The following is a 24,229-nucleotide window of genomic DNA, read 5'->3' on the forward strand; positions in this document are numbered from 1 at the left end:
TTGGGGCCGCTCATGTGCGCACACTCACAACGCTGGAATGAGCAACCTAATCATGAACCTAGTCTAAGTAAATGGGGATGAGTGTCAATATGATACTTGCTGAATTGTGCAAGGTTCAGCATGGCTCAGATGGTCGCAGGGACGCGACATTTGGCACTGCAAGCTGTAGGTAACATCATGACTGAGATTTCAAAACTTACTGAACTGCGCAAACTGATGCAAAGCATGGAGCGCACGCTGGGTCTGGAAAAACTATCTCCGGTTGAGCGCGACATTTATTACGCCGCCGAAGAGCTTTCCAAATCCGATCAGGAAGTCCGTACATTCGGCCTGATCGAACACACGTTGGTTCAAAGCGTTTCGCGTCCAACTTTCTTCCGCGCGCTGAAATCGCTTGTCGAAAAGGGCTATCTTTCGCAAAGCGGCAGTTCCAACCGGGGGCGGTACATCGTTAATGCGCCCAGATGACGCTATCAACACGCGCAAGGAGCGGTGAGGTCTTTGCGCGCGTGGGCTACTGAAACGTTTCTGGCCTCTTCGGCCTATGTGCTGGCGTCGATATTTACTTTCGTCGTCCTGATGCCGTTGCAGAACGTGTTTTTTCCTGAATATCCAAGCCGGGCAAGCCTGCTGTTTCTGCCGCATGGCGTGCGGGTTCTGTCTGCCTGGCTGTTGGGATGGCGCGCAATTTTTGCCTTGCTACCCGGCGTGTTCATCGTCTTCGCCTATTTGGGTGGATCGGATGTGTTCCTGCCCAGCCGCCTGATGGCCATGGCGATAGCGGTCCTGACGGTCCCGGCCGTTTTCTATCTGCTCAAGGCTGTAGGATGGGATCTGTTCCCGCGTGCCGATCGAAAACCCTGCTGGATATGTGTGATGGGCGTCGGCGTCATCACGTCATTTCTTGTCTCGGGTTTGACCAATCTGGCCTTCGGCAGCGCGACAGTCGAATATATCGCATTCCTGATCGGCGATATCTCGGGCCTGTTCTTCCTGATGTTGGGTCTTTATTTTGCCTTTCGGTTCGCTGACAAGCGACAGGGTTGAGACATCACCCGAACAGACCGCGCCGCAGCAGGTTCAGACCGGCAATCAGCAAAACAAACAGGGTTGCCTTGCGAAAGCTTGCCTGATCAATACGGTCCTGCAACCTCATCCCGATCCACATTCCAGCCATGGCCGGAAGAACCAGCACTGCGGAAAACGGCAGCGTTTCTGCGCGCAAAATACCCGACCCGACATGCGCGATCAGCAACATGATCGCCCCAAGGCCGTAGATGACACCCTGTATGCGAAACTGTTCCTTTTTCGGCATGTTCAGCGCCGTCAGATAGGCAACGGTCGGAGGGCCCCAGACCCCTGACATCCCGCCCACAAACCCCGCAACACCGCCAACCGCAGCTTCAACACCGGTCGACGGCTGGTTCAGGGACAACCTGAAACCCAGAACCTGCAACAGGGCGAAGATCGATACGAATACCCCGATAAGAAGCAGAAAGACAGTGCCGGGGATCATCGCGACAAGCTGCGCGCTCAGCAGCAGAAAGAAACCTCCGACAATAAGGAAAACCCGAAATCTGCGAATGGAGGCAACCGCGGCGCTGCCCCCCCCGCGAAGGGCCTGAAGCCCGTTTGTCACAAGCGTTGGCAGAATAAGCCCCGCCAGTGTCAAATCCGGCGGCAGAAATGAGGTTAGCCCAGACACAAACACCATAGGCATTGCAAAACCGACCAAGCCTTTGATCGATCCGGCGGCGAAGGCGACGGCCATGGCCAGCAGCAGTTCCTGTGGCGTGAGAATGGAAAACAGGGTCATGCCCCCTAGATATCATCTGGATTTTCTTCTGCATTGCAAAAATGCTTAGGTAATTTTTGAACTTTTTTGCGGGGTAATAAGCATTTTTGTTGCGCTGCACGTGCAGCATGATATGACCAGACGACCGAGGAAAGGACGCGATTCATGGCCCACGACGGACAGGATATGACCGAGATGACTACAGCTGCAATTTTGCCCGATCTTCTGGATTTGACCCGGGCCGCCGTGCCCGCAGTGGAGGCGGTTTTTGAAAAAGCGCGCGAGTCCATACGCAGCAAGGTAACGGCGGATGGTCGTGTTTCCGGCGCTTTGATCGAAGCGAACCAGACCGCCGCTCATGGTCTGGCCTGGTTGGCCACCTACAACCAATCGCTGCAGCAGATGCAACGCTGGGCCGAAGCGCTGCAAGCCGATGGAAAGTTCGGCGAGGTCGAACAACTGCTGCACCAGATCGCCTTTGGCGAATACCTGCATCAGGTCGCTGGCGGCATCCCGATGAACCAGGGTGAGGTCGTGCGCCTTCAGGATATGGGGCTGGGCTGGGACGCATTATCCGGCTTCCAATCTTCCGAAGTGCAGACCCTGATGGCGCAGGCCAATTCTCAGGCCGCGCGCAGCCGTCTGGTCGAACTGATGCAGGATCAGGCTGGCGCCACGATGTTCGGCGCCTCGGGTCTGGACGAAGAGCTGGAAATGATCCGCGACCAGTTCCGCCGCTATGCGCAAGAAAAAGTCGAGCCAAACGCTCATGACTGGCACTTGAATGACGAGCTGATCCCGATGGAAATCATCGAGGAGCTGGCGGAAATGGGCGTCTTCGGCCTGACCATCCCCGAAGAATTCGGCGGGTTCGGCCTGTCCAAAGCGTCGATGTGTGTGGTCTCCGAAGAGCTGTCGCGCGGCTACATCGGTGTGGGCTCGTTGGGAACGCGGTCCGAGATCGCGGCGGAACTGATCATCGCGGGCGGCACGGATGAGCAAAAGGCGAACTGGTTGCCGAAACTGGCCAGCGCAGAAATTCTGCCGACCGCCGTTTTCACCGAACCGAACACCGGATCCGACCTCGGCAGTCTGCGCACACGCGCGGTCAAGAATGCAGATGGTGATTATGAGATCACCGGCAACAAGACATGGATCACCCACGCCGCGCGGACCCATGTGATGACGCTGCTGGCGCGCACCAACCCCGACACCACCGACCACCGTGGCCTGTCGATGTTCCTGGCCGAAAAGACACCCGGCACGGACGAGGCCCCCTTCCCCACCCCCGGTATGACCGGCGGTGAGATCGAGGTGCTGGGCTATCGCGGCATGAAGGAATACGAGCTGGGCTTTGATGGCTTCAAAGTCAAAGGTGAAAACCTTCTGGGTGGCGAAGAAGGTAAAGGTTTCAAGCAGTTGATGGAAACCTTCGAAAGCGCGCGCATCCAGACCGCCGCCCGCGCCATTGGTGTTGCTCAATGCGCGCTGGACATCGCGATGCAATATGCGATCGACCGCAAACAGTTCGGCAAGTCCCTGATCAACTTCCCGCGCGTTTCCGGCAAGCTGGCGATGATGGCGGTCGAGATTATGATCGCGCGGCAGCTGACATATTTCAGCGCGTGGGAGAAAGACCACGGCCAGCGCTGTGACCTTGAGGCTGGAATGGCCAAGCTGCTGGGGGCCCGTGTGGCCTGGGCTGCGGCGGATAATGGCTTGCAGATTCACGGCGGCAACGGCTTTGCGCTGGAATACAAGATCAGCCGCGTTCTGTGCGACGCGCGCATTCTTAACATTTTCGAAGGGGCGGCCGAGATTCAGGCGCAGGTGATCGCACGACGTCTGCTTGGGTAACCAAGTTCGGCAGTCCCGTTTCCCCAACTGACCCGGCCTTGCGCCGGGTCTTTTTCCAGAATTGATGGGTTTGTACCGCCAACGGCCCCCCGACTGTTCGGATTGTACAAAACGGAAAGCCACCTGATCACTGCCGCTTTCCTGTCGCTGGCCATGCAAACTTCCCCCTTTGCATCCGCTGTGAACCCCGATAGATCACGCTGCAAAACCGACCCCGCCCATGGAATTGTGAGCACAGAATGACCCGTCGAATCTTTGCGCTTTGGGCGACCCTCGCAGCACTTGCGCTGGGCGGTTGCACCGTCAGTCAGCCGACCGCCACCCAAAGCGACATCGACGCGCTGGCGCAGGCCATCCGATCGCTGGGCCCCGAGGTCGACCCGGCCGAGGCGCAACGGGCCGCCACGATCTCGTACAGCTATTCCCAGCAATTGGCGCGGGAATGGAACATCACCGACCCGGCCATCATCCACAACGCCAAGATCTCCAACGGCTTTCGCGAGTTCGGCTTGTGCAATGACTGGGCGCAGGCCATGACCACGCGTCTGCGGCAAGAGGATTTCCGCACGCTTGACCTGCACTGGGCCACTTCGCCGCCGACGCAGTTTCGGATCATCCATCACTCGGCGCTGATCAGCGCCAAGGGGGATTCGATGTATGACGGGATCATCCTTGACCCGTGGCGCAACAGTGGCGCGCTGTATTGGGCACCGGTGCGCGAGGATACAAAATACAATTGGCGGCCGCGCCTTGAGGTGCGGCGGGAATTGCTGAACGGCGCGAACCCCTATTGAGGTTTTCGCGACGCCCTGAATGGGCTAAGACCCTGAAATGATCCGCCTGATCCTGACCCTGCCCCTGCTGGCCCTGTTCCAATGCGACAAGGATGAAACTGTCGCCGCTTATGGCGCGGCGGATCGGACTTGGGTGCTGCAGGAGATCGACGGGCAACCCTATGAGGCCTGCGCCCTGTTGCGGTTTCCCGAAGAGGGCAAGATCGCCGGAAACGCCCCCTGCAACAGCTATAACGGCACTCTGAACGCGCCCTATCCGTGGTTTGAGGTTCAGGACCTGAACGCTACGCGCGCGGCCTGTGCGGGGCTTGAGGCAGAAGGGTTCTATTTCGCCGCCCTCATGGCGATGACGCAATCCGAAGTGTCCGGTGATGTGCTGATCCTGCGCAATGAGGATGGGCACGAGATGGTGTTCACAGCCGCCGAGTGACCTGATCCACAAACCGCGCCCGCGCCTCGGGCAGTGGGCTATGCCCCAGCGACGGGGCAACACGGTGTTCAAGGAAGTAACCGGTTGTGCGCAGGGCTTCGGCGATCTCGGCATCAGGTGCCGCGCCTTCTCCGCGCAGACAGGGCGGCAAGGGCAGCAGCTTGTCCGCCCACTCTCCGGCCCCTTTTGCGCTGACGGCCCGGCCCGTCTTGGGGGACACATAGATCAACCCATCGGTCGCGCCGGTCACGGCGCAGGCGGTCAGGTCGAGGCCAAAGCCAAGCTCGTCCAGCAGCGCCAGTTCCCAGCGCAGGTAAGCCAGCGGCCAGATCTCATCCTGTCCCAAAAGGTCCATCAACTGTTCGGTCCGCGTATAAAGCGCCGGATGCGGTTCGCGTTCGGGCAGGCAGAAGGACAAAAGCGAGACGACGGCATTCAGCCCGGACAGGGCCAACCGCCCGGAAAACGCCGCCGCGGCGCGGGAGCGCAGGGGTTCAACCTGAAACGTGCCGATATGCTCCTCGAGCCGCGCGCGCCACAGCACATCCAGCTGCGCGCCGGGTTGCAGGATCGGAGCGATTTTGCGGCTGGTTCCACCCCGCACGACCCCGGCATGACGCCCGTGGCCTTCGGTAAAGACCTCGATAATCGCCGCCGTTTCGCCATGGCGGCGAGAGGTCAGAAGTATGCCGTGATCGCGCCAGTCCAAAACTCGGCCCTGTTGTTGCTAAGAGTGATCGCAGAAAATCCCAAGCAGAGTTGGCACGCAAGAGCGGAACCTGTTCCTTGCCCCTTTCCATCAGAGTTCTTTTCCGAAACCGCCATAATTTTGCGACTTCGTGCCAGCCATCTTGCGCGCATCCACGCCACCCCCACCTGCACCTCAAACGGAAGGGGCCACGCTATGATTGATGACGAACCACAACCTGTCACCTATTACGAAGACCGCAATATCTGGACCCAGGACCCCACGGCTGTTGACATGCAGGTCTATGAGACGTTTGCGTCGACCGTCGTCAGTCTTTTGCAGGTGCTGGACGACAACAAACCCATGTTATCACGGGACGTCTATGCGCGCTTTTTCGCATCGCTGCGTCAGATGTCCAGAATGTTGGGCGAATACGAGGATGGGTGGAACCGGGGCGAATAGTGCCCGTTTCAAGGCTGTGGGATTCGGGTTCAAACGCTTGCATTTTCAAGCGCCAAACAGGGTAAGCGCTTAGTCCAATCCCTCTTCGCCCAACAGATGCCGCCCTTGGCGATCCTCGACCTCGATCACCCAAAGGTCGGGGTCAAAGCTGCGTTGGCGTTGGATGGCCTGATCCACTTCAGTTTCCTGACCGGACGAGAGTTCGACCCATTTCCGCTCACCGCTCATCAGATCAAAGCTGCGCTGGAATGCGACAGCCTGCCCGTCCAGCGTGTTGAGCTTGACCAGAACGGCACCCGCCGTGTCGTCGCCATGGGCCACGACAAAGGCCGGGATTTCCTGAAACCGGAGCCGCGCCAGATAGGCGTGAACCCAGAAGTCGGCCGTCAGCCGGGTCATGCGTTGCCGTCTTTGAAATCCAGACCCATTTCCGAGTAGCGTTCGGATTCTTCCAACCAGTTGGGCCGGACCTTCACTTGCAGGAACAGGTGGATCTTACGGTCGAGGAATTCTTCCAGTTCCGCCCGCGCGGCCTGGCTGACCGCTTTGATCGTCTCGCCGCGCTTGCCCAGCACGATGCCTTTGTGGCCGTCCCGCATGACATAGATGACCTGATCGATCTTAGCAGAACCATCCTTGCGCTCTTCCCAGTTCTCGGTTTCGACGGTCAGTTGATAGGGCAGTTCCTGATGCAGGCGCAGGGTCAGTTTCTCGCGCGTCATCTCAGCCGCGATCATGCGCAGGGGCAGATCGGCAATCTGGTCTTCGGGGTAGAGCCATGGGCCTTCGGGCAATTCCGAGGCCAGCCATTTGCGCAGGTCGTCGACGCCGTGGCCTTTTTCGGCCGAGATCATGAAGGTTTCGGCGAAGGGGTAGCGCGCGTTCAAGTCGCTGGTCAGAGCCAGCAGCTTTTCCGACGGGACCTTGTCGATCTTGTTGATGGCCAGCGCAATGGTGCGGCCCTGCCCGATCTCTTCCAGACCTTCGAGGATACGCTCGACCCCTTCGGTGATGCCGCGATGCGCTTCGACCATCAGCACGACGACATCGGCGTCAGCCGCCCCGCCCCAGGCGGCGGCGACCATGGCGCGGTCCAGACGGCGGCGGGGTTTGAACAGGCCCGGCGTGTCGACAAACACAAGCTGCGCGTCTCCCTCCATCGCCACGCCGCGAATACGCGCGCGGGTGGTCTGCACCTTATGCGTCACGATCGAGACCTTGGCCCCGACCATGCGGTTCAGCAGGGTGGACTTGCCCGCGTTGGGCTCTCCGATCAGGGCGATAAATCCGGCGCGTGTGGTCATGTGTCTGGCGATCCTGTTTGCAAGTGCGCACCCCTATAGCAGAATGGCCCGGCGGGCCAGAGGGATTTGTCGCATTGCAGCCATGCGTCTGCGGTGGCAGGACAGGGTCAGACGCCTAGCCAGTCCCAGCCCGGCCCCAGATCCGATCAGTGAGGTCTTAATGAAACGTCGCGCATTTCTTCTTGGAAGCGGCGCCGCCGCAGGTACCATTGGTTTGGGAGGGTTGTCTCTGGCGGCAAGCGATGCCGCGCAGGAGCTGGTGTTGCAACCCGCCAGCTATCGGCTGCGCGATCAAGTGACGACGGGGATGGTCAGCCTGTCACCCGACGCGCCACCGCCGGTTCTGTATGGGCGTCAGGGCGAGGCGATGCGGCTGACGGTGCGCAATACACTGCCCGATTATACCGCGATGCATTGGCACGGGCTGCGGATCGCCAACCAGATGGACGGGGTGCCCTATCTGACCCAGATGCCCATCGGCGAGGGCGAGAGCTTTGTCTATGAGTTCACGCCTCCGGATGCGGGCACCTATTGGTATCATCCCCATTGCATGACGATGGATCAGATGGCCCGTGGGCTCACCGGCGTCATGGTGATTGCCGAGCCGGAAGACCCCGGTTTCGACAGCGAACAGGTGATCAATCTGCGGGATTTCCGATTGGACGAGGAAGGTGCGTTTTTGCCGGCCTATACCGCGCGTGGCGCCGCACGGGCGGGCACGTTTGGCAACGTACAGACCGCCAACTGGCAGAGCGAGGCGATGTATGACCACGCAGCAGGTGCTCTGGTACGCCTGCGCGTGGTCAATACGGACACGACACGTATCTACAAGCTGCATCTGGAAGAGGCTGACGCCCGGATCATCGCTTGGGACGGACATCCGGTCGAGGTTGATCTGACCCTGCCCACCGCCGCCGAGCCGCTGCTGCTGGGCCCCGGTCAGCGGGTGGATTTTGCCGTACGGATGCCTGACGGCGAAGGGCAATCCACAACGCTTGTCGCCAAGTTCCCCGGTCAGAAACACCGCGCCATGGCGCAGTTGCGGGCCACGGGGCAATCTTTGGCACGCGATCTGCGTGATCTACGGCCATTGCGCAAAAACCCGGTAGGGCGACCCGATCTTGGACAGGCGGAACTGCATGAGTTCGTGTTCGGATGGACCCCGGAAGGGGGTCAGCCAAATAACGGGTTCTGCGGCTCTCTGGGGTATAATTTCTGGTCGATCAACCGCACGCCCTGGGCGGGCGATGCTGCACAGGGTACCGGGCCGCTGGCCGTGCTGGAACAAGGCAAGAGCTATGTTCTGCGGCTGCGCAATGAATCACCGAACCTGCACCCTATCCACCTGCACGGGCTGGCTTTTGTTCCGCTGACGTCGAACCTGCGCAGGCTGCCGCCATTGATGACCGATACGATACTGTTGTTGAAAGATGAGGTGGTCGAGATCGCGCTGGTTGCCGACAATCCCGGCGACTGGGCGTTTCATTGTCATGTGATCGAGCATCAGAAGACCGGGCTGACCGGGTTCATTCGGGTGGTCTGAACTTAACCCTTTGCGGACATGCTCAGCGCCAATACATGGTTCGGATAGGCTTGGTCTCCGATTTGAAAATCCGCGACGCCAACCTGCCGGAACCCTTTGGACAGATAGAACTCAATTGCGGGCGTATTCTCGGAATTGGTCGTCAGCCAAATGTCGTTCCGGCCTTTACCGTGGCAGTGGTCAATTGCCACCTTTAACAGCGCTGAACCGATGCCTTTTCCGTGATGGCGCGGCTGCACGTAGAATGTCACGATCTCAAGATCGGAAAGCCCGTCAACGGGAGCAATACGGCCTTCCGCCAGCCGAATGTAACCATCGATCCCATCACGGTTTTCCGAAACAACCAGAATATCCTTCTCTTCTTGCAGCAGCGTTTCGAACCGCGCGGTCGCGAACTCGGACAGTGCGAACTCGGCGAAGAAAGAACTCACGCCGTGACGCAAGTAAGTGCTGACCCAGACTTCAATCGACAGTGCGGCCAAGCTGGCGGCGTCTACCTTCTGGGCCGGTCTGATCTTCATAGTTTTAGGAGGAACCGGGCGGGCTCAACTGGTCCAGCAGAGCCTTCGCCGCGGCCTGTTCGGCCTGTCGTTTCGAGCCTGCTGTGGCCTGTGCCTCGGTGCCGTCCTGAAGGCGGGCGGCGATGGTGAAGATCGGGGCGTGGTCGGGGCCGCTGCGTTTGACCTCGACATATGCGGGCGGTTTTTGACCGCGGGCCTGCGCCCATTCCTGCAACGAGGTTTTGGCATCGCGGGCGTCGGCATCGACCTTGTGGATGCGATCCCCCCACAGGGCGAGGATGACATCGCGGGCGGCCTCGAACCCGGTATCGCGGTAGATGGCGGCAATCACCGCCTCCATCGCGTCACCCAGCAGGGCCTGTTTGCGGCGGCCACCGGACAGCATCTCGGACCGGCCAAGTTTCAGGACCGCACCGAGATCGATCTGGCGTGCCACATCGGCGCAGGCCTCTTTGCGGACCAGAGCGTTGAAGCGGGGGGCCAGCTGGCCTTCGGAGGCCTTTTTATCGGCCTCAAGCAGCGCCGTGGCCATGACAAGGCCCAGCACGCGGTCGCCGAGAAATTCGAGCCGCTGATTGTCGGGTCGTGTGGACGACGACACCGAGCCATGGGTCAGCGCGCGCACCAGCAGTTCGGGGTTGGTGAACTGGTACCCCAAACGCTGCTGGAACGCCTTTATTTCAACCGAAAGCTTCAATTGACCGCCTTGAAGAACCGATCACCGCGCCAGGTCCAGAAGAACAGCATCGACCGGCCTGCGGACGAGAACATGATCCGGTCGGCGCGCCCGATCAGGTTTTCGTATGGCACGTATCCCACGCCACCGGCGGATTGCGGCAGGCGGCTGTCGCTGGAATTGTCGCGGTTGTCACCCATGAAGAAATAGTGGCCTTCGGGCACGGTATAGATGCCGGTATTGTCCGATCCCTGATTGCCGATTTCCAGCACGTCATACGAAACACCGTTGGGCAGGGTTTCAATCAGGCGGTTTTTCTCGCAAGTGCCGCCGATGCCGACCGGACCGTTAGAACAGCGCGGGCGCAGGCGTTGCGGGCCTTGCGGTTCGGCAAGTTCGGTGAAGACGCCATCGGGCTGCTGCGGAACCGGCGTGCCGTTGAGAATGATCTGGCCAGCGCGCACCTGGATACGGTCGCCCGGCAGACCGATCAGGCGTTTGATATAGTCACGCCCGGTGACCGGATGGCGGAAAACGATGACGTCGCCGCGTTCGGGATCACCGCCCCAGATGCGGGTGTTTTCTCCGCCCTGCATCCAGCCGCAGATATCTTCGGCATCCACATTCAGGCCAACGCTGGGGATGATCAGGCTGGGGCAGGACGCGTAGGAATAGCCATAGGCCATCTTGTTGACGAAGAGGAAATCACCGATCAGCAGCGTCTGCTTCATCGAGCCTGAGGGAATCCAGAACGGCTGAAAGAAGAGGGTGCGGAACACGCCTGCAATCAGCAGAGCGTAGACGATGGTTTTAATCGTCTCCCAGACGCCGCTTCCGGTTTTGGCTTCCTCGGCCATACTGCTCTCTCCAGTCTATGCGTGGTTGGGGTGCTACATGCGGGTCAGGTGGGGGCAAGTCAAGGCTGCGCAGGCGCTTCTTGAAGCGGGCGGGCCTCGATCACCACAAAGGCCTGCGCCCAGGGGTGATCATCGGTCAGGGTGACGTGGATGATCGCCTCGTGCCCGTCGGGGGTCATTTCCCTGAGGCGCTCGGCCGCCCATCCGGTCACATGCATCACGGGCTGGCCGGTGCGCAGGTTGGTGACGGCCATGTCTTTCCAAGCGATACCCATGCGCAGGCCGGTACCCAGCGCCTTGGAACAGGCCTCTTTCGCGGCCCAGCGTTTGGCGTAGGTTCCGGCCGTATCGGCGCGGCGTTCGGCCTTGTGCTGTTCGGTGTCGGTGAAGACACGATTGCGGAAGCGGTCGCCGAACCGGTCGAGCGTACCCTGGATGCGGTCAATATTTGCGAGGTCTGTGCCGATGCCGAGGATCATCTGGAGAACGCCGACCTTATCAAACCGAAGCCGCCCAACGCAAACAACCCGGCTGCGGCTCCGTCAATCCAGCGGCAGCAGCGACGATAGCCCTGCATCATGCCATCCACCGAGAACAGAATTGAATACAGGGTGTTGTTCAATGTACCAACCACTACGCAGGCTAGAGTGGCGAGCGCCACATTCAGCAAACCGTCATCTGGTCCAAGCCCAATCGACAATGCCGCCATCCATGCGATCACAGATTTCGGATTTGACATGTTCAGGATCAGCCCGCGCAGAAACCAGCGCCCACCGCCGGATGGACCCTCGGCATCATTGCCGGGTTTAACAGCCGAATTGAAGGATTGCCACGCGAGCCACAGCAGATAAAGGCCGCCCAGAATTTTGAGCAACATCAGCAGATAGATTGATGTCTGAAGAACTGCCCCCATGCCGCTGGCGGCAACAAGGCCCCAGAATGCCAGACCACAGGACAGACCGGCACCGTAAGTTAGGCTGGTTTTGCGGCCAAATTTCATTGCTATTGCAGCATTTGAGATGTTTGCGGGGCCGGGTGAAACCGCCACCACAAAGAACGTCAATGCCGTCGAGATCAGCGCAGTGTAATCCATCATCCCAACCGCACCGTCAGGATCTTGTAACTCGCCACCCCGAAGAACCCGGCAAAGGCGAAATCGAACCAGCGGCGGGCGCGGCGGTAGGTGCGGACCATGCGCTCGGAGGAAAACAGGAACGCATAGCCGATGAAAATCAGCAGCGATCCGGCATAGAGCATGGCGAAATAGCCCAGCAGCATCGACAGGCTGGCATCATTGGGCGCGACGATGGCGTAGATCGAGCCCCAGCTGAGGATCGCCTTGGGGTTTGTCAGGTGAATCGCCGCGCCCTTGGCGAAGATCGTCGGCAGCGAGCCTGTGACCGGTTTGCCCAAAGCGACGTCATCCGCAGTAATCGCGCGGCGCAGGGCCTTGAGGGCCAGCCAGCCCAGATAGGCCACGCCGATATAGCGGATCACCTCGAAGACCCAGACATTGGCCAGCATGATCGCCGACAGGCCCAGAGCAGCGGCAATGCCCCAGGCGGCGGAACCGGCACAGATGCCCAGCGAGAAGGCCAGACCGGCACGGCGGCCTTCGTTCATCGCGGTTCCGGCAATGCCCATCGTGGCAGGCCCCGGAGAGCCGCCAGCCATCAGCCAGGCCAGCCAGATGGCGACAAAGCCGGGCGTAATCACGCGCGCGCCTCGTCCATCAGGCGGCGCATCTCGGCAATGGCCGGGGTGAGACCCAGAAAGATCGATTCACCGATCAGGAAGTGGCCGATATTCAGCTCTTTCACCTCGAGGAAGGCGGCAACAGGCTTGACGGTGTCATAGGTCAGACCGTGACCTGCATGAACCTCGAGCCCCAGCGAATGGGCGAAGGCGGACATCTGGCGCAGCGATTCAAGCTCGCGCGCGGCCTCGTCCATGCGACCTTCGGCATGGGCGTCGCAATAGGCGCCGGTGTGCAGCTCAATCACTTCGGCGCCGATGCGGTGGGCGGCTTCGATCTGGCGCTGATCGGCGGCGATGAAGATCGACACGCGGCAGCCGACATCACGCAGCGGTGCGATGAAATGGGCCAGCTTGTTTTCTTCGCGCGCGACTTCGAGCCCGCCTTCCGTGGTGCGTTCCTCGCGCTTTTCGGGCACGATGCAGACCGCGTGCGGTTTGTGGCGCAGGGCGATTTTCTGCATCTCGGGCGTCGCGGCCATCTCAAAGTTCAGCGGGACCGACAGAACCTCCATCAGCCCGTCGATATCGGCGTCCGAGATATGGCGGCGGTCTTCGCGCAGGTGCGCCGTGATGCCATCGGCCCCGGCCTCTTCCGCCAGTTTGGCGGCGCGCAGCGGATCGGGATAGGCCCCGCCCCGCGCGTTGCGCACGGTGGCGACGTGATCGATGTTCACACCCAGACGCAGTTGGTTGTCAGACATCAGTCGATTCCTTTTGAACAGTTTGGCCCGAGCCTAGAGGCTCTGCCGGGGAAACGGCAGTCGATTTTTCGGCCAAACGTTTGATTTCCTCAAACTTCGCTTTGATCTTGGCGCGGCGACGCTGCTGGTAAGTGAGGATCAGGGGCAGGCTGAGGTAGTAGCAGATCACACCCGCCACGATGCCGGGGATGATGCCACCGATCATATAGGGGTAGAAGACGTCATCATAGAACTGCGCCAGCCCGTGCCAGTCGGCCACGCGATCGGTGAACAAGGCCAGAAAATTGTTCTTGAGGTCCCCGATGGCATCGGCAAACTTGCCCATCAGGCCCTGCGTGTCGCCTTCTTCGTATTCGGTGCCCAGCAGGAAATGCCCGGTCTGAAGGCAGATCACCCCGATCGGAACATAGGTCAGCGGGTTGCCGAAAAACGTACCGCTGAGCGCGGCCAGAATGTTTCCCTTGATCAGTCGGGCACCGATAGCGGCCACCAGAAAATGAAGCCCGTAAAACGGGGTGAAGGCGGCAAACACCCCTGCCCCGATGCCGCGCGCAATGCGGTCAGGCGAATCCGGCAACCGCCGGACACGGTGCTTGACGTAATGAAAGGCGCGGGTCCATCCGCCACGCGGATAAACGAATTCCGATGCGATCTGGACTGGAGAGCGTCGGTCTCGGCGCTTGAATACCACCCGTGATCACCCCTTCTCAGCCAGCCGCAACTGCGGTCTTAGGCCGGTCCCGATACCGTTCGACCGCTGCAACGTCGCTTTCCGCCTCGAGCATCAGCATAAGCGAATGCAGCTGTTCAAGGTCGCGCAGTTCGACATTGATCAGCAGACGGTAAAAATCCGGTTTGCGGTCAACAAATTCCAGGTTCGAAATATTGGCCTTTTTCTCGCCGATCAATGTGCAAATGCGCCCCAGAACCCCGGCATCGTTGCCAATGGTCAGATCCAGAGTCGCGCCATAGACCGCCGGATGGGTGCCGGAATGCCAGTGCAGATCGACCCAGCGGTCTGGTTCGCCCTCGAACTCGCTGAGCCTGTCGCAATCGATGGCGTGCACGACAACGCCCTTGCCCCGATAGGTGATGCCGACGATACGCTCCCCCGGCAGCGGCTGACAACAGGGCGCACGGTCGAACTTCTGCCCCGGCTCAAGACCGATCACCGCACGGCGCAGCGGAATGGCATCGCCGTCATCTTTGGCAAGCTCGGGATAGACGGCCTCGACCACTTCATGGGCGGTCAGTTCGGCGCTGCCCAGACGGGCCAGCAGCTCGTGCCGGTCCTTCAGGCGCAGGTGTTTGGCAGCGGTATCCAGCGCCTTGTCAGTGGCCTTGCGGCCCACATGTTCGAAACCCGACCGCGCCAGTTCCTTGCCCAGCTTGATGAAGCGTTCACGATCCACTTCGCGCAGGGCGCGGCGGATGGCGGTACGGGCCTTGCCGGTAACTGCAATCTCAAGCCATGTGACCTGCGGCGTCTGACCGTCTGCGGTGATGATGTCCACCGACTGGCCGTTTTTCAGCCGCGTCCAGAGCGGTACCCGAATGCCATCCACCTTGGCCCCGACACAGGCGTGACCGATCCGGGTATGGATGGCATAGGCAAAATCAATCGGCGTCGCCCCGCGCGGCAGCTTCACCACGTCACCCTTGGGAGTGAAGCAGAAGACCTGGTCCGAATACATCTCGAGCTTGACGGCTTCGAGGAAATCCTCGTGATCATCTTCGCTGTCGAATTGTTCGGTCAGGTTCGCGATCCATTTGGCCGGATCGACTGCAAACGGGTTTTCCGAGCGCACACCGTCGCGATAGGACCAATGCGCGGCAACGCCGGTTTCGGCCACGTCGTGCATCTGGCGGGTGCGGATCTGAACCTCGACCCGTTTGCCGTCACGCCCGGAAACCGTGGTGTGGATCGAGCGGTAGCCGTTCGATTTCGGCTGGCTGATGTAATCCTTGAACCGCCCCGGCACCGCGCGCCAGCGCTGGTGGATGGCACCGAGCGTGCGATAGCTGTCTTCTTCGGTCCGGGTGATGATGCGGAACCCATAAATGTCGGACAGGCGCGAGAAGCCCTGATCCTTTTCCTGCATCTTGCGCCAGATCGAATAGGGTTTCTTGGCGCGGCCGAACACCTCGGCCTCGATCCCGGCTTTTTCCAGTTCGTGCCGCATGTCGCCGGTGATGCGGTGGATCACGTCGCCGGTTTCCCGTTGCAGGGTGATGAAGCGGCGGATGATCGACTGGCGGCCTTCGGGGTTCAGGACGCGGAAGGCGAGGTCTTCCAGTTCCTCGCGCATCCATTGCATCCCCATCCGGCCCGCAAGCGGCGCGTAGATGTCCATCGTCTCGCGCGCTTTGATCACCTGTTTTTCAGGGCGCATCGCCTTGATCGTACGCATGTTGTGCAGACGGTCGGCAAGCTTGACCAGAATGACCCGCAGGTCCTTGGACATCGCCATGAACAGCTTGCGGAAATTCTCGGCCTGCTTGGTCTCGCGGCTGGAAAGCTGCAGGTTGGTCAGCTTGGTGACGCCATCGACCAGCTTGGCGACCTCATCCCCGAACAGTTCGGCCACTTTGCCATAGCTGGCCTTGGTGTCCTCGATCGTGTCGTGCAGCAGGGCGGTGATGATCGTCGCATCGTCCAAACGCTGTTCGGTCAGGATGGCGGCAACGGCAACGGGATGGGTAAAATAAGGCTCGCCGGAATGGCGGTATTGCCCCTCATGCATCTGCTGGCCGAACTCATAGGCCAGCGCGATGCGATCGGCATTCGTCTTGGGATTGTAGTTGCGGACCAGCGCAATCAGGTCGTCAGCAGAAATCATCCGGTCCGCACCTTCGTCTTTAGGGCTTACCCCTGGCCTTGAGCCTCCATCAGAGCGCGCAGGAGCTTCTCTTCGGACATGTCGTCCATGGCGGGTTTGTCCGTTTCGGCACCCATCAGCAGCGCCATCTGGTCTTCTTCAGGCTCATCAACCTCGATCTGGGTCTGGTTCGCCTCGATCAGACGCTCGCGCAGTTCATCCGCGCTTTGGGTTTCGTCGGCGATCTCACGCAGGGACACGACAGGGTTTTTGTCGTTGTCGCGGTCAACGGTAATCGCAGCACCGGCGGAAATCTCACGCGCCCGATGGGCGGCAAGCATCACCAGCTCGAACCGGTTTGGAACCTTGTCTACGCAATCTTCAACCGTCACGCGGGCCATGGGGCGCTCTCCGTTTCTGAATCCATGTCAGGAAGAGGCTTATCTAAGCGCGAATCCGCGCCTTGACAAGCAGGAAATGCTGCATTTGCAGGGATCACAGCGGCGTGACCGCCGCAACCTCTGCCGCAGGCAGGGCAGAGACCATCTGGGAAACCGTGCGATCCAGAACTGGATGGCGCCAATCCGGGACGATATCGGCCATGGGTACCAGCACAAAAGCACGATCCTGAAGGCGCGGATGCGGCAGAACCAGTTGATCCGGCGCCTCTTGCCGCTGTGCCTCGGGCGGCAGGGTCAGCCAGCGGTCAAACGTGGCGCGATCCGGCAGGACCTGATCGTCGAAACAGACAAGGTCCAGATCCAGCGTCCGCATCCCCCAGCGCTGTATCCGTTCCCGCCCAAACTCGTGTTCGACCTCGTGCAGAACCTGCAACAGCTCGGCCGGGGATTTCCCGGTTGCAATCAGCGCTGCAGCGTTCACATAATCCGGCCCGGCCCCGGCAGGAAAGCACGGCGTGGCAAAAAATCGGCTGACCGAGCGAATCACTTCACCCTGACGCGAAAGCGCATCAAGTGCATGTTGTAGCGTCACATTGGGACCGTTTCCTCTCAAATCGAGATTTGCGCCCAGCGCAACAACGGCATTTGGCATGGATTTGCTCATGTGATATCCTACATTCGACACACTGCATACTTGCGATAATCGACAAAAGTTCTAATTATAGGCCTACCAGAGCGCGTCATTTTATCACTCACTCACTCACGTAACGCGGCGCGGTCTGGATTATACCGGAAGGGACTATTTATGTTTTATAAGGACGAACGGCTAGCGCTGTTCATCGATGGCTCGAATCTTTATGCTGCGGCAAAAGCTCTCGGTTTCGACATAGACTACAAACTTCTGCGGCAGGAATTCATGCGCCGTGGCAAGTTGCTTCGGGCTTTCTACTACACAGCGCTGTTGGAAAACGACGAATACTCGCCGATCCGCCCATTGGTTGATTGGCTGCATTACAATGGATTCACCATGGTCACCAAACCGGCCAAGGAATACACCGACAGCATGGGGCGCCGTAAAGTCAAAGGAAACATGGATATCGAGCTCACCGTCGATGCCATGGAACTTGCGCCACGTGTGGACCATATCGTGCTGTTCTCGGGCGATGGAGATTTCCGTCCGCTGATCGCAAGCCTGCAACGTCAGGGCGTTCGTGTGTCGGTCGTGTCGACCATTCGCAGCCAGCCGCCGATGATCTCGGACGAGCTGCGCCGTCAGGCCGACAATTTCATCGAATTGGAAGACCTGCGCGACGTCATCGGGCGCCCGCCGCGCGAAATGCCGGCAGAGCCTCGCAGCGTAGCAGTTGCCAGCAACGGCTGATCAGGCAAAACGTCTGACATGATGGGGAAAATTTCGCGCGGTCAGGACCAATGGTTCTGACCGCGCTTCTTTAACTAGGTACAGGTGCTGAAACATCACCTGACTAGCATCGATTCGTGTCAGATGAATGACACTGTCCTGTCTGGACCATGGCCGGGAAAAGACTTACCTGTGCCGTAAGGAGACAGCCCAATGACAAAGCCACCACTGACACTTTACCTGGCCGCCCCGCGCGGGTTCTGCGCCGGTGTGGACCGCGCCATCAAGATCGTTGAGATGGCCCTGCAGAAATGGGGGGCCCCGGTCTATGTGCGTCATGAGATCGTGCACAACAAATTCGTGGTCGATGGCTTGCGCGCCAAGGGGGCTGTGTTTGTCGAAGAGCTGCATGAATGCCCCGATGACCGCCCGGTGATCTTTTCCGCCCATGGCGTACCGAAATCCGTACCCGCCGAAGCCGCCGAGCGTGAGATGATCTATGTGGACGCGACCTGCCCTTTGGTCTCGAAGGTGCATGTCGAGGCCCAGCGCCATGCAGATGCCGGGTTGCAGATGATCATGATCGGCCACAAAGGCCACCCCGAAACGGTCGGCACCATGGGGCAATTGCCCGAGGGCGATGTGCTGCTGGTCGAAACCGTGGACGATGTGGCCACGGTCGACGTGCGCGATCCGCAGAAACTGGCTTTTGTCACCCAGACCACCCTGTCGGTTGATGACACCAAGGACATCATAGCCGCCCTTCAGGCCAGGTTCCCCGCCATTGTCGGCCCACACAAGGAAGACATCTGTTACGCCACCACGAACCGGCAGGAGGCGGTGAAAGCCGTGGCCCCCAAGGCGGATGCCTTGCTGGTCGTGGGCGCGCCAAACTCGTCGAATTCACGCCGTCTGGTCGAGGTCGCCTCACGCGAGGGGTGCCAGTATGCGCAGTTGGTGCAGCGGGCCACCGAGATCGACTGGCGGTCGCTTGAGGGGATCTCGACCGTGGCCGTCACTGCGGGTGCGTCGGCTCCGGAACTATTGGTGAACGAGGTGATAGACGCCTTCCGCGATCACTACGATGTCACCGTCGAGCCGGTTGAAACGGCCGTCGAAAACGTCGAGTTCAAAGTGCCCCGCGTATTGAGGCAGCCGGCGTGAGCGGAGTGCCGAAGGCACCGCTCTATCTTGGGCTTGCCGGGCTGATCCCGTTTGTCTGGGGCGCGTTGACTTACCTGAATGGTGATCTGAACGCCTGGGGCGCGAAGACATTTGGCCCGCGCTTTGTGGGGCCGTATGTGCAGCTGTTCTATGGCTCGGTCATCCTGAGCTTCATGTCCGGCGTTCTCTGGGGCTTTGCCACCAAGACCTCGGGCAGCAAGGCAGCCCTGTGCTATCTGCTGTCGGTTCTGCCGGCCCTTTGGGCCTTTGTCATGACGGGTGGCGGGCCGGTCAATGCGGGCACCAATCTGATGTACGGGTTCGCGGGCCTGCTGCTGCTGGACGCCCTGTTTTCATACTGGCGGCTGACGCCGGTCTGGTGGATGCAATTGCGCATCCTGCTAACCGCCGTCGTTTTGGCCAGCCTTGCAGTCGGAGTGTACCTGTGACCGATACACGCACAATCACCGCTTATACCAACAGGGTGGCGGAATATCTGAACATCCCCCTGCCACCCGAACAGCTTGAGGCCCGTCAGGCTTTCGCAGATGCGGTTGGCGCCGGTGGGTATGTGCTGGATCTGGGGTCCGGTCCCGGGTCGGACAGCAGTTTCCTGATGCGGCAGGGGCTGAAGGTTCGGGCGCTGGATGCCACGCCCGCCTTTGTCGAACATGCCCGCGAAAACGGTGTGGACGCGCATCTGGGTACGTTTGACGACGTCACAGAGACCGCCAAATATGACGGCATTTACGCCAGCTTTTCCCTGCTGCACGCGCCGCGCGTTGATTTCCCGGGTCATCTGAAAGCGATCCACACGGCTCTGAAACCCGGAGGGCAACTGTTTCTGGGGATGAAGCTGGGCACTGGTGAACACCGGGACGAACTGGATCGCTACTACACCTATTACACTGAGGCCGAGATCACAGACGCCCTGCACGCGGCAGGGTTCACGATTGATCGCGCAGTCCAAGGCATGGGCAAGGGACTGGCCGGATCGTATGACGGGTTCATTCTGGTGTTCGCCCATGCCTGACCTTTTTGCCTATACCGATGGTGCCTGTTCCGGCAATCCCGGCCCCGGAGGCTGGGGCGTTCTGCTGCGCGCAATGGACGGGGACAGGGTTCTGAAAGAACGCGAGCTGAACGGCGGCGAGGCCGAGACGACCAACAACCGGATGGAACTGCTGGCCGCCATCAGCGCGTTGGAGACGCTGGAGCGCCCGTCAAAGATCACCATCGTCACCGACAGCGCCTATGTGAAGAACGGCGTCACCGGCTGGATTTTTGGCTGGAAACGGAACGGCTGGAAAACGTCGAACAAGAAACCGGTCAAGAATGTCGATCTGTGGCAGCGTCTGGATGAGGCGCAGGAGCGGCACGATGTGACATGGGAATGGGTCAAGGGCCATGCAGGCCATCCGGAAAATGAAAAGGCCGATGAGCTGGCGCGCGCAGGCATGGCGCCGTTCAAACCCAAAAAGGCGCAGGCGTGACCGCACTGACCCTGCTGGATTATGCCTCGGTTCTGATCTTTGCGCTGACCGGGGCCTTGGTGGCCAGTCGCGCTCAGCTGGATCTGGTCGGGTTCGCCTTCATGGCCTGCCTGACTGCGGTCGGGGGCGGTACCGTGCGCGACCTGTTGCTGGACCGGCACCCGATCTTCTGGGTGGGGCAACCGGATTACATTCTGATTGCCGTAGCAGCGGCAGTTCTTGTGTTCTTTACCGCGCATCTGGTGGAAAGCCGCTACAACTGGCTGGTCTGGCTGGACAGTTTCGCCCTGTCGGTTGCGGTCGCGGCCGGAACCGGTGCGGCGCTATCGTTAGGCCAATCCGGTGTCATTGTCGTGTTAATGGGTGTGACAACCGGGTGTCTGGGCGGGCTGATGAGGGACGTGGTCTGCAACGAAGTGCCGCTGGTGCTGAAACAGGGTGAACTTTATGTCTCCTGCGCATTTGCCGGGGCATTGACGACGGTTCTGGCCGTTAGGCTGGGACTGGAACCCGTATTTGCGTTGAGCCTCTGCGCCCTTGTGTGCTGGGCGCTGCGGGCCGGATCACTGGTGTTTGGCTGGCAGTTGCCCGTCTACAAAAGCCGTCCGCCACGCAATTGAGCCTGTTGGTAGACGCGGCAAGGGCGGGCTGATACCTCTTTGGAATGCACAGCCCGGAGGCCAACGTGACTTTCAGACTTACATCGATTGCAGCCTGTCTGGCTCTGCTGGCCTCATGTGGCGAGGTTTATAACCCTGTCAGTTTCGTCGCTCAGGGCGATCAGATCATCGCCTCGGGCACGATTGATGAAACAACGCTGTCCGCCTTTGAGGAAGTAACGGCCGAATACCCCGAAGCCCGCACGCTGGTCCTGCAATACATCGAGGGGTCGGTGGATGATGATGCAAATGTCGTCTTCAGCCGCGAGGTGCGCAGGGCTGGGTTCGACACGGTCGTGCCCTCGAACGGTCTGGTTGCCAGCGGGGGCACCGATCTGTTTCTGGCCGGAAAGCGCCGCGTCCTGCAACCGGGGGCCTGTGTCGGTGTCCACAGCTGGGCCGGGTCAGGGCTGGTTGCGACCGAGCTGCCCGAGGACGACCCGGAACATGATCGATATCTGGACTATTTCAGAGACATCGGCGTGGATGAGGAGTTTTACTGGTACACCCTGTTTGCTGCCCCGGCCGACAGCATGCACTGGATGACCGCCGCTGAGGCCAACCGGTATGATTTGACCACAAAGGGTGCACCGGCCTTGGGTTCGGCTGCGGTCTGCGACGAACGGTAAATCAGCGCGTCAGCAGGCGCGCGCCGATTTCCTTGACGAACTTCGCAGCAACCATTGCGGTCATGCCGTAAGGGTCGCGGTGCGGGTTCAGCTCGACAATATCCGCACCGACCAATTGACCTTCGAAGCTGTGGATCAGGTTGATGACCTCACGCGTGCTCAGCCCGCCGGGTTCGTGATGCGAGACGCCGGGGGCAAAGGCCGGGTCCAGCGCATCCAGATCCAGTGACAGGTAGACGGGGCCATCGAAGCTGATCTCCAGATCGGGGCTCCAGTTGCGCATGTCGATCACCTCGACCCCGAACCTGTCGGCCTGTTCGCGTTGGTGGGCGTTCATGGTGCGGATGCCGACCTGTACCAGCCGGTTGACCGGGCAGGTCTCCATGACCCGCGCAAAGGGGCAGCCATGGCCCAGCGGTCCGATGTCTTGCGTGTCATACAGATCCGGATGGCTGTCGATATGCAGGATGTTCAGCCCTTGGTACCTGTCCGCATGGGCCTTGATCAGCGGATAGGCCACGGAATGGTCCCCGCCCAGCGACAGAAGGCGCGCGCCTGTTGCGATCCGCTTGGCTGCTTGGGCTTCGATGCGGTCAATCGGTTCTTGCCCTCGCATCTCGAAGACATCGAGATCACCGGTATCGCGGAACCGCTCGGTCGCGCCCAGATCGGTGCCGTCTTCGGCGGTCAGATTGGCGGCACCGGAATGAAGCGCCTCGCGGATGCGTCCGGGGGCGAAGGCGGGGCCCTGCAGGAACGACGAATGTAAGTCCAGTGGAATGCCCATCAGGGCAACATCACCCGGTTTCAGATCGTGCTGCATCGACATCCTCCCCTATCGCTGGATGCGATCAGGACGGAGAAGCAGCCTGAGGTCAAGGGATTAGCGGCGCAGATATGTCTGCCAGATCCAGATCACCAGTAAAGCGCCAAGAACCGCGCCGACAAAGCCTGACATCCAGCCCATGACGGTTGCCAGAAACCGCAGCAGAAGCCCTCCGATCAGGGCACCTATGATTCCGATGAGCATGGTGGGAGGGATATCCGCCTCGATCCGCATCAGCCGGTTGGCCAGAAATCCGGCAGCAGCACCGATGATGATAAGGGCGACGATGGGCATGTCATTTCCTCCAATGCGTTGGCACGATGATCAAAGCACCAACCGAGGAAATCACCGCATCCAGACCCGGAGGGCCAAAGCTGATGCCGAACATGATCCGCACGAAATAGAACAGAAACGCGCCGCCCACACAGATGATGATGGATTGCAAATAACCGTTATGAGTAAAGCCGGTCTTCTCGGACAGATATCCGACGATCCCGGCAATCACGACGGTGCCCATCATCACCATGAACATATGGTTTTACTCCGAAGACAGCCGAGTGCCGGTTGGTATTGCCCAGCCCCGTAGAAATGTTTCCCTATCCTGCGCGCCTTTGCCTGCCCTTTGCAAGCGCAGCAGTTCGACAGCGCCCTGCCCGCAGGCCACGTGCAGATCGTCGTTCAGAACCTCACCCGGAGCGCCCTGCCCGTCGGCAAGGCGCGAGGCCAGCAGCTTGATGCGTTCACCTTCCATCTCGGTCCATGCACCGGGAAAAGGTGAAAGACCTCGGATTTGGCGGTCTACCTCGACTGCCGGGCGTGTCCAGTCGATGCGGCCCTCGGATTTGTCGATCTTGGTGGCGTAGGTCACGCCGTCCTCGGGCTGAGGTTGGGGCGTCAGGTCCGACAGGCTGGCCAGCGCATCGATGATCAGCGCAGCCCCCATGGTCGAAAGCCGGTCGTGCAATTGCGCGGTGGTTTCTTCGGGATCGATTGCAGTCGCCTGTCGCAACAGGACAGGGCCAGTGTCCAGGCCGGCCTCCATCTGCATGATGCAGATTCCGGTCTCGGCATCGCCGGACATGATCGCCCGATGGATCGGTGCGGCCCCGCGCCAGCGCGGCAACAGGCTGGCATGGATGTTCAGGCAGCCTTGTTTGGGCGCATCGAGAATGGGTTGCGGCAGGATCAGGCCATAGGCCACGACCACGGCCACATCTGCTTTCAACGCGGCGAAGGCTTCCTGTTCCTCGGCTGATTTCAGCGAAACCGGATGGCGGACGGGAAGGCCCAGCGCCTCGGCCCGGGCATGAACGGGCGTGGGACGGTCTTTCTTGCCGCGGCCCGCAGGGCGTGGGGGCTGACAATAGACGGCGGCGATCTCGTGCCCGGCCTCGACCAGCGCATCGAGCACAGGAACTGAGAAATCGGGGGTGCCCATGAAGATGACGCGCATGATCGGCTCCGGTGGTTTACGGGTGCCGGGCTGAATCCC

Annotated in this window: 33 protein-coding genes; 14 read left to right on the forward strand and 19 right to left on the reverse strand. The window is 60.3% G+C overall.

Annotation, left to right across the window (positions count from 1 at the left end):
- The first annotated feature begins 177 nt into the window (after positions 1-177).
- Positions 178-468, forward strand: a complete 291-nt coding sequence (locus tag ACR0LF_RS15965) for a hypothetical protein (protein ID WP_480581446.1) — start codon at positions 178-180, stop codon at positions 466-468.
- Between the two features lie 33 nt (positions 469-501).
- Positions 502-1,047, forward strand: a complete 546-nt coding sequence (locus ACR0LF_RS15970) for a hypothetical protein (protein ID WP_480581448.1) — start codon at positions 502-504, stop codon at positions 1,045-1,047.
- A 4-nt stretch (positions 1,048-1,051) separates the two neighbouring features.
- Here the strand turns inward: ACR0LF_RS15970 and ACR0LF_RS15975 are convergent, their stop codons facing one another.
- Positions 1,052-1,816: a sulfite exporter TauE/SafE family protein gene (locus ACR0LF_RS15975; protein WP_480581450.1), complete on the reverse strand. Its 765-nt coding sequence runs from the start codon at positions 1,814-1,816 to the stop codon at positions 1,052-1,054.
- Positions 1,817-1,960: 144 nt separating this feature from the next.
- Between ACR0LF_RS15975 and ACR0LF_RS15980 the strand changes: the two genes are divergently transcribed.
- From ACR0LF_RS15980 to ACR0LF_RS15990, 3 genes are all read left to right on the forward strand, one after another.
- Positions 1,961-3,652, forward strand: coding sequence for an acyl-CoA dehydrogenase family protein (locus ACR0LF_RS15980; protein WP_480581452.1), 1,692 nt, complete (start codon positions 1,961-1,963; stop codon positions 3,650-3,652).
- A 239-nt stretch (positions 3,653-3,891) separates the two neighbouring features.
- Positions 3,892-4,446 carry a hypothetical protein gene (locus ACR0LF_RS15985; RefSeq protein ID WP_480581453.1) on the forward strand — a complete coding sequence of 185 codons (555 nt, stop codon included), beginning with the start codon at positions 3,892-3,894 and terminating at the stop codon, positions 4,444-4,446.
- A 37-nt stretch (positions 4,447-4,483) separates the two neighbouring features.
- Positions 4,484-4,876: an META domain-containing protein gene (locus ACR0LF_RS15990; RefSeq protein ID WP_480581455.1), complete on the forward strand. Its 393-nt coding sequence runs from the start codon at positions 4,484-4,486 to the stop codon at positions 4,874-4,876.
- Here ACR0LF_RS15990 and recO read toward each other — a convergent pair.
- On the reverse strand, positions 4,860-5,585 hold the full coding sequence (recO, locus tag ACR0LF_RS15995; protein WP_480581457.1) for a DNA repair protein RecO: 726 nt from the start codon (positions 5,583-5,585) through the stop codon (positions 4,860-4,862). The two genes, ACR0LF_RS15990 and recO, sit on opposite strands and share 17 nt — an antisense overlap.
- A gap of 195 nt (positions 5,586-5,780) precedes the next feature.
- Here recO and ACR0LF_RS16000 point away from each other — a divergent pair, with 195 nt between their 5' ends.
- A complete protein-coding gene (locus tag ACR0LF_RS16000) occupies positions 5,781-6,026 on the forward strand; it encodes a hypothetical protein (protein ID WP_480581458.1) in 246 nt (81 codons plus the stop codon).
- 69 nt (positions 6,027-6,095) lie between these two features.
- Here the strand turns inward: ACR0LF_RS16000 and ACR0LF_RS16005 are convergent, their stop codons facing one another.
- Together ACR0LF_RS16005 and era are read right to left on the reverse strand one after the other, a co-directional pair.
- A complete protein-coding gene (locus ACR0LF_RS16005; RefSeq protein WP_480581460.1) occupies positions 6,096-6,425 on the reverse strand; it encodes a DUF1491 family protein in 330 nt (109 codons plus the stop codon).
- Positions 6,422-7,330: a GTPase Era gene (era, locus tag ACR0LF_RS16010; RefSeq protein ID WP_170428777.1), complete on the reverse strand. Its 909-nt coding sequence runs from the start codon at positions 7,328-7,330 to the stop codon at positions 6,422-6,424. The genes ACR0LF_RS16005 and era overlap by 4 nt, the downstream gene beginning before the upstream one ends.
- Positions 7,331-7,490: 160 nt before the next feature.
- Here era and ACR0LF_RS16015 point away from each other — a divergent pair, with 160 nt between their 5' ends.
- Positions 7,491-8,873, forward strand: coding sequence for a multicopper oxidase family protein (locus tag ACR0LF_RS16015; protein WP_480581462.1), 1,383 nt, complete (start codon positions 7,491-7,493; stop codon positions 8,871-8,873).
- 2 nt (positions 8,874-8,875) lie between these two features.
- On the opposite strand, the gene ACR0LF_RS16020 is transcribed toward ACR0LF_RS16015, so the two are convergent.
- The 11 genes from ACR0LF_RS16020 to folK form a co-directional block, all read right to left on the reverse strand.
- A complete protein-coding gene (locus ACR0LF_RS16020; protein WP_480581464.1) occupies positions 8,876-9,394 on the reverse strand; it encodes an N-acetyltransferase family protein in 519 nt (172 codons plus the stop codon).
- Between the two features lie 4 nt (positions 9,395-9,398).
- On the reverse strand, positions 9,399-10,091 hold the full coding sequence (gene rnc / locus ACR0LF_RS16025; protein ID WP_480581466.1) for a ribonuclease III: 693 nt from the start codon (positions 10,089-10,091) through the stop codon (positions 9,399-9,401).
- Positions 10,088-10,927, reverse strand: coding sequence for a signal peptidase I (lepB, locus tag ACR0LF_RS16030; protein ID WP_480581468.1), 840 nt, complete (start codon positions 10,925-10,927; stop codon positions 10,088-10,090). The genes rnc and lepB overlap by 4 nt, the downstream gene beginning before the upstream one ends.
- A gap of 59 nt (positions 10,928-10,986) precedes the next feature.
- Positions 10,987-11,406, reverse strand: a complete 420-nt coding sequence (gene acpS / locus ACR0LF_RS16035) for a holo-ACP synthase (RefSeq protein ID WP_480581470.1) — start codon at positions 11,404-11,406, stop codon at positions 10,987-10,989.
- Positions 11,403-12,023, reverse strand: coding sequence for a LysE family translocator (locus tag ACR0LF_RS16040; protein WP_480581472.1), 621 nt, complete (start codon positions 12,021-12,023; stop codon positions 11,403-11,405). Before ACR0LF_RS16040 ends, acpS begins: the two co-directional genes overlap by 4 nt.
- Complete coding sequence (locus ACR0LF_RS16045) at positions 12,020-12,643, reverse strand: LysE family translocator (protein ID WP_480581474.1); 624 nt, start codon at positions 12,641-12,643, stop codon at positions 12,020-12,022. The genes ACR0LF_RS16040 and ACR0LF_RS16045 overlap by 4 nt, the downstream gene beginning before the upstream one ends.
- Positions 12,640-13,386 carry a pyridoxine 5'-phosphate synthase gene (locus tag ACR0LF_RS16050; protein ID WP_480581476.1) on the reverse strand — a complete coding sequence of 249 codons (747 nt, stop codon included), beginning with the start codon at positions 13,384-13,386 and terminating at the stop codon, positions 12,640-12,642. The genes ACR0LF_RS16045 and ACR0LF_RS16050 overlap by 4 nt, the downstream gene beginning before the upstream one ends.
- Positions 13,379-14,077, reverse strand: a complete 699-nt coding sequence (locus ACR0LF_RS16055) for a DUF2062 domain-containing protein (protein WP_480581478.1) — start codon at positions 14,075-14,077, stop codon at positions 13,379-13,381. The genes ACR0LF_RS16050 and ACR0LF_RS16055 overlap by 8 nt, the downstream gene beginning before the upstream one ends.
- A gap of 16 nt (positions 14,078-14,093) precedes the next feature.
- Entirely contained in the window at positions 14,094-16,226 is a 2,133-nt protein-coding gene (locus ACR0LF_RS16060) for a RelA/SpoT family protein (RefSeq protein ID WP_480581480.1), read from the reverse strand.
- Between the two features lie 26 nt (positions 16,227-16,252).
- Positions 16,253-16,606, reverse strand: coding sequence for a DNA-directed RNA polymerase subunit omega (gene rpoZ / locus ACR0LF_RS16065; protein WP_117869873.1), 354 nt, complete (start codon positions 16,604-16,606; stop codon positions 16,253-16,255).
- 94 nt (positions 16,607-16,700) lie between these two features.
- Entirely contained in the window at positions 16,701-17,270 is a 570-nt protein-coding gene (folK, locus tag ACR0LF_RS16070) for a 2-amino-4-hydroxy-6-hydroxymethyldihydropteridine diphosphokinase (RefSeq protein WP_480581482.1), read from the reverse strand.
- Between the two features lie 141 nt (positions 17,271-17,411).
- Between folK and ACR0LF_RS16075 the strand changes: the two genes are divergently transcribed.
- The 7 genes from ACR0LF_RS16075 (at position 17,412) to ACR0LF_RS16105 (ending at position 21,911) form a co-directional block, all read left to right on the forward strand.
- On the forward strand, positions 17,412-17,987 hold the full coding sequence (locus tag ACR0LF_RS16075) for a LabA-like NYN domain-containing protein (protein WP_480581484.1): 576 nt from the start codon (positions 17,412-17,414) through the stop codon (positions 17,985-17,987).
- Positions 17,988-18,179: 192 nt separating this feature from the next.
- Positions 18,180-19,130, forward strand: a complete 951-nt coding sequence (gene ispH, locus ACR0LF_RS16080; protein WP_480581486.1) for a 4-hydroxy-3-methylbut-2-enyl diphosphate reductase — start codon at positions 18,180-18,182, stop codon at positions 19,128-19,130.
- A complete protein-coding gene (locus ACR0LF_RS16085) occupies positions 19,127-19,579 on the forward strand; it encodes a DUF3429 domain-containing protein (RefSeq protein WP_480581488.1) in 453 nt (150 codons plus the stop codon). Before ispH ends, ACR0LF_RS16085 begins: the two co-directional genes overlap by 4 nt.
- On the forward strand, positions 19,576-20,163 hold the full coding sequence (locus tag ACR0LF_RS16090) for a class I SAM-dependent methyltransferase (RefSeq protein WP_480581490.1): 588 nt from the start codon (positions 19,576-19,578) through the stop codon (positions 20,161-20,163). Before ACR0LF_RS16085 ends, ACR0LF_RS16090 begins: the two co-directional genes overlap by 4 nt.
- Positions 20,156-20,623 (forward strand): ribonuclease HI, encoded by a 468-nt coding sequence (rnhA, locus tag ACR0LF_RS16095; protein WP_480581492.1) that lies wholly within the window; start codon positions 20,156-20,158, stop codon positions 20,621-20,623. The genes ACR0LF_RS16090 and rnhA overlap by 8 nt, the downstream gene beginning before the upstream one ends.
- Positions 20,620-21,243, forward strand: coding sequence for a trimeric intracellular cation channel family protein (locus tag ACR0LF_RS16100; RefSeq protein WP_480581494.1), 624 nt, complete (start codon positions 20,620-20,622; stop codon positions 21,241-21,243). Before rnhA ends, ACR0LF_RS16100 begins: the two co-directional genes overlap by 4 nt.
- Before the next feature lie 65 nt (positions 21,244-21,308).
- Positions 21,309-21,911, forward strand: a complete 603-nt coding sequence (locus ACR0LF_RS16105; protein WP_480581496.1) for a COG3904 family protein — start codon at positions 21,309-21,311, stop codon at positions 21,909-21,911.
- Between the two features lies 1 nt (position 21,912).
- Here the strand turns inward: ACR0LF_RS16105 and speB are convergent, their stop codons facing one another.
- The 4 genes from speB to fmt are packed head-to-tail and all read right to left on the reverse strand — an operon-like array spanning position 21,913 to position 24,190.
- On the reverse strand, positions 21,913-22,734 hold the full coding sequence (gene speB / locus ACR0LF_RS16110; RefSeq protein WP_480581498.1) for an agmatinase: 822 nt from the start codon (positions 22,732-22,734) through the stop codon (positions 21,913-21,915).
- 60 nt (positions 22,735-22,794) lie between these two features.
- Positions 22,795-23,031, reverse strand: a complete 237-nt coding sequence (locus ACR0LF_RS16115; RefSeq protein WP_480581500.1) for a GlsB/YeaQ/YmgE family stress response membrane protein — start codon at positions 23,029-23,031, stop codon at positions 22,795-22,797.
- 1 nt (position 23,032) lies between these two features.
- Positions 23,033-23,269 carry a hypothetical protein gene (locus ACR0LF_RS16120; RefSeq protein WP_480581502.1) on the reverse strand — a complete coding sequence of 79 codons (237 nt, stop codon included), beginning with the start codon at positions 23,267-23,269 and terminating at the stop codon, positions 23,033-23,035.
- Positions 23,270-23,275: 6 nt separating this feature from the next.
- Entirely contained in the window at positions 23,276-24,190 is a 915-nt protein-coding gene (fmt, locus tag ACR0LF_RS16125) for a methionyl-tRNA formyltransferase (RefSeq protein ID WP_480581504.1), read from the reverse strand.
- Positions 24,191-24,229: the final 39 nt, after the last annotated feature.

Source organism: Ruegeria sp. E8, from assembly GCF_056533985.1.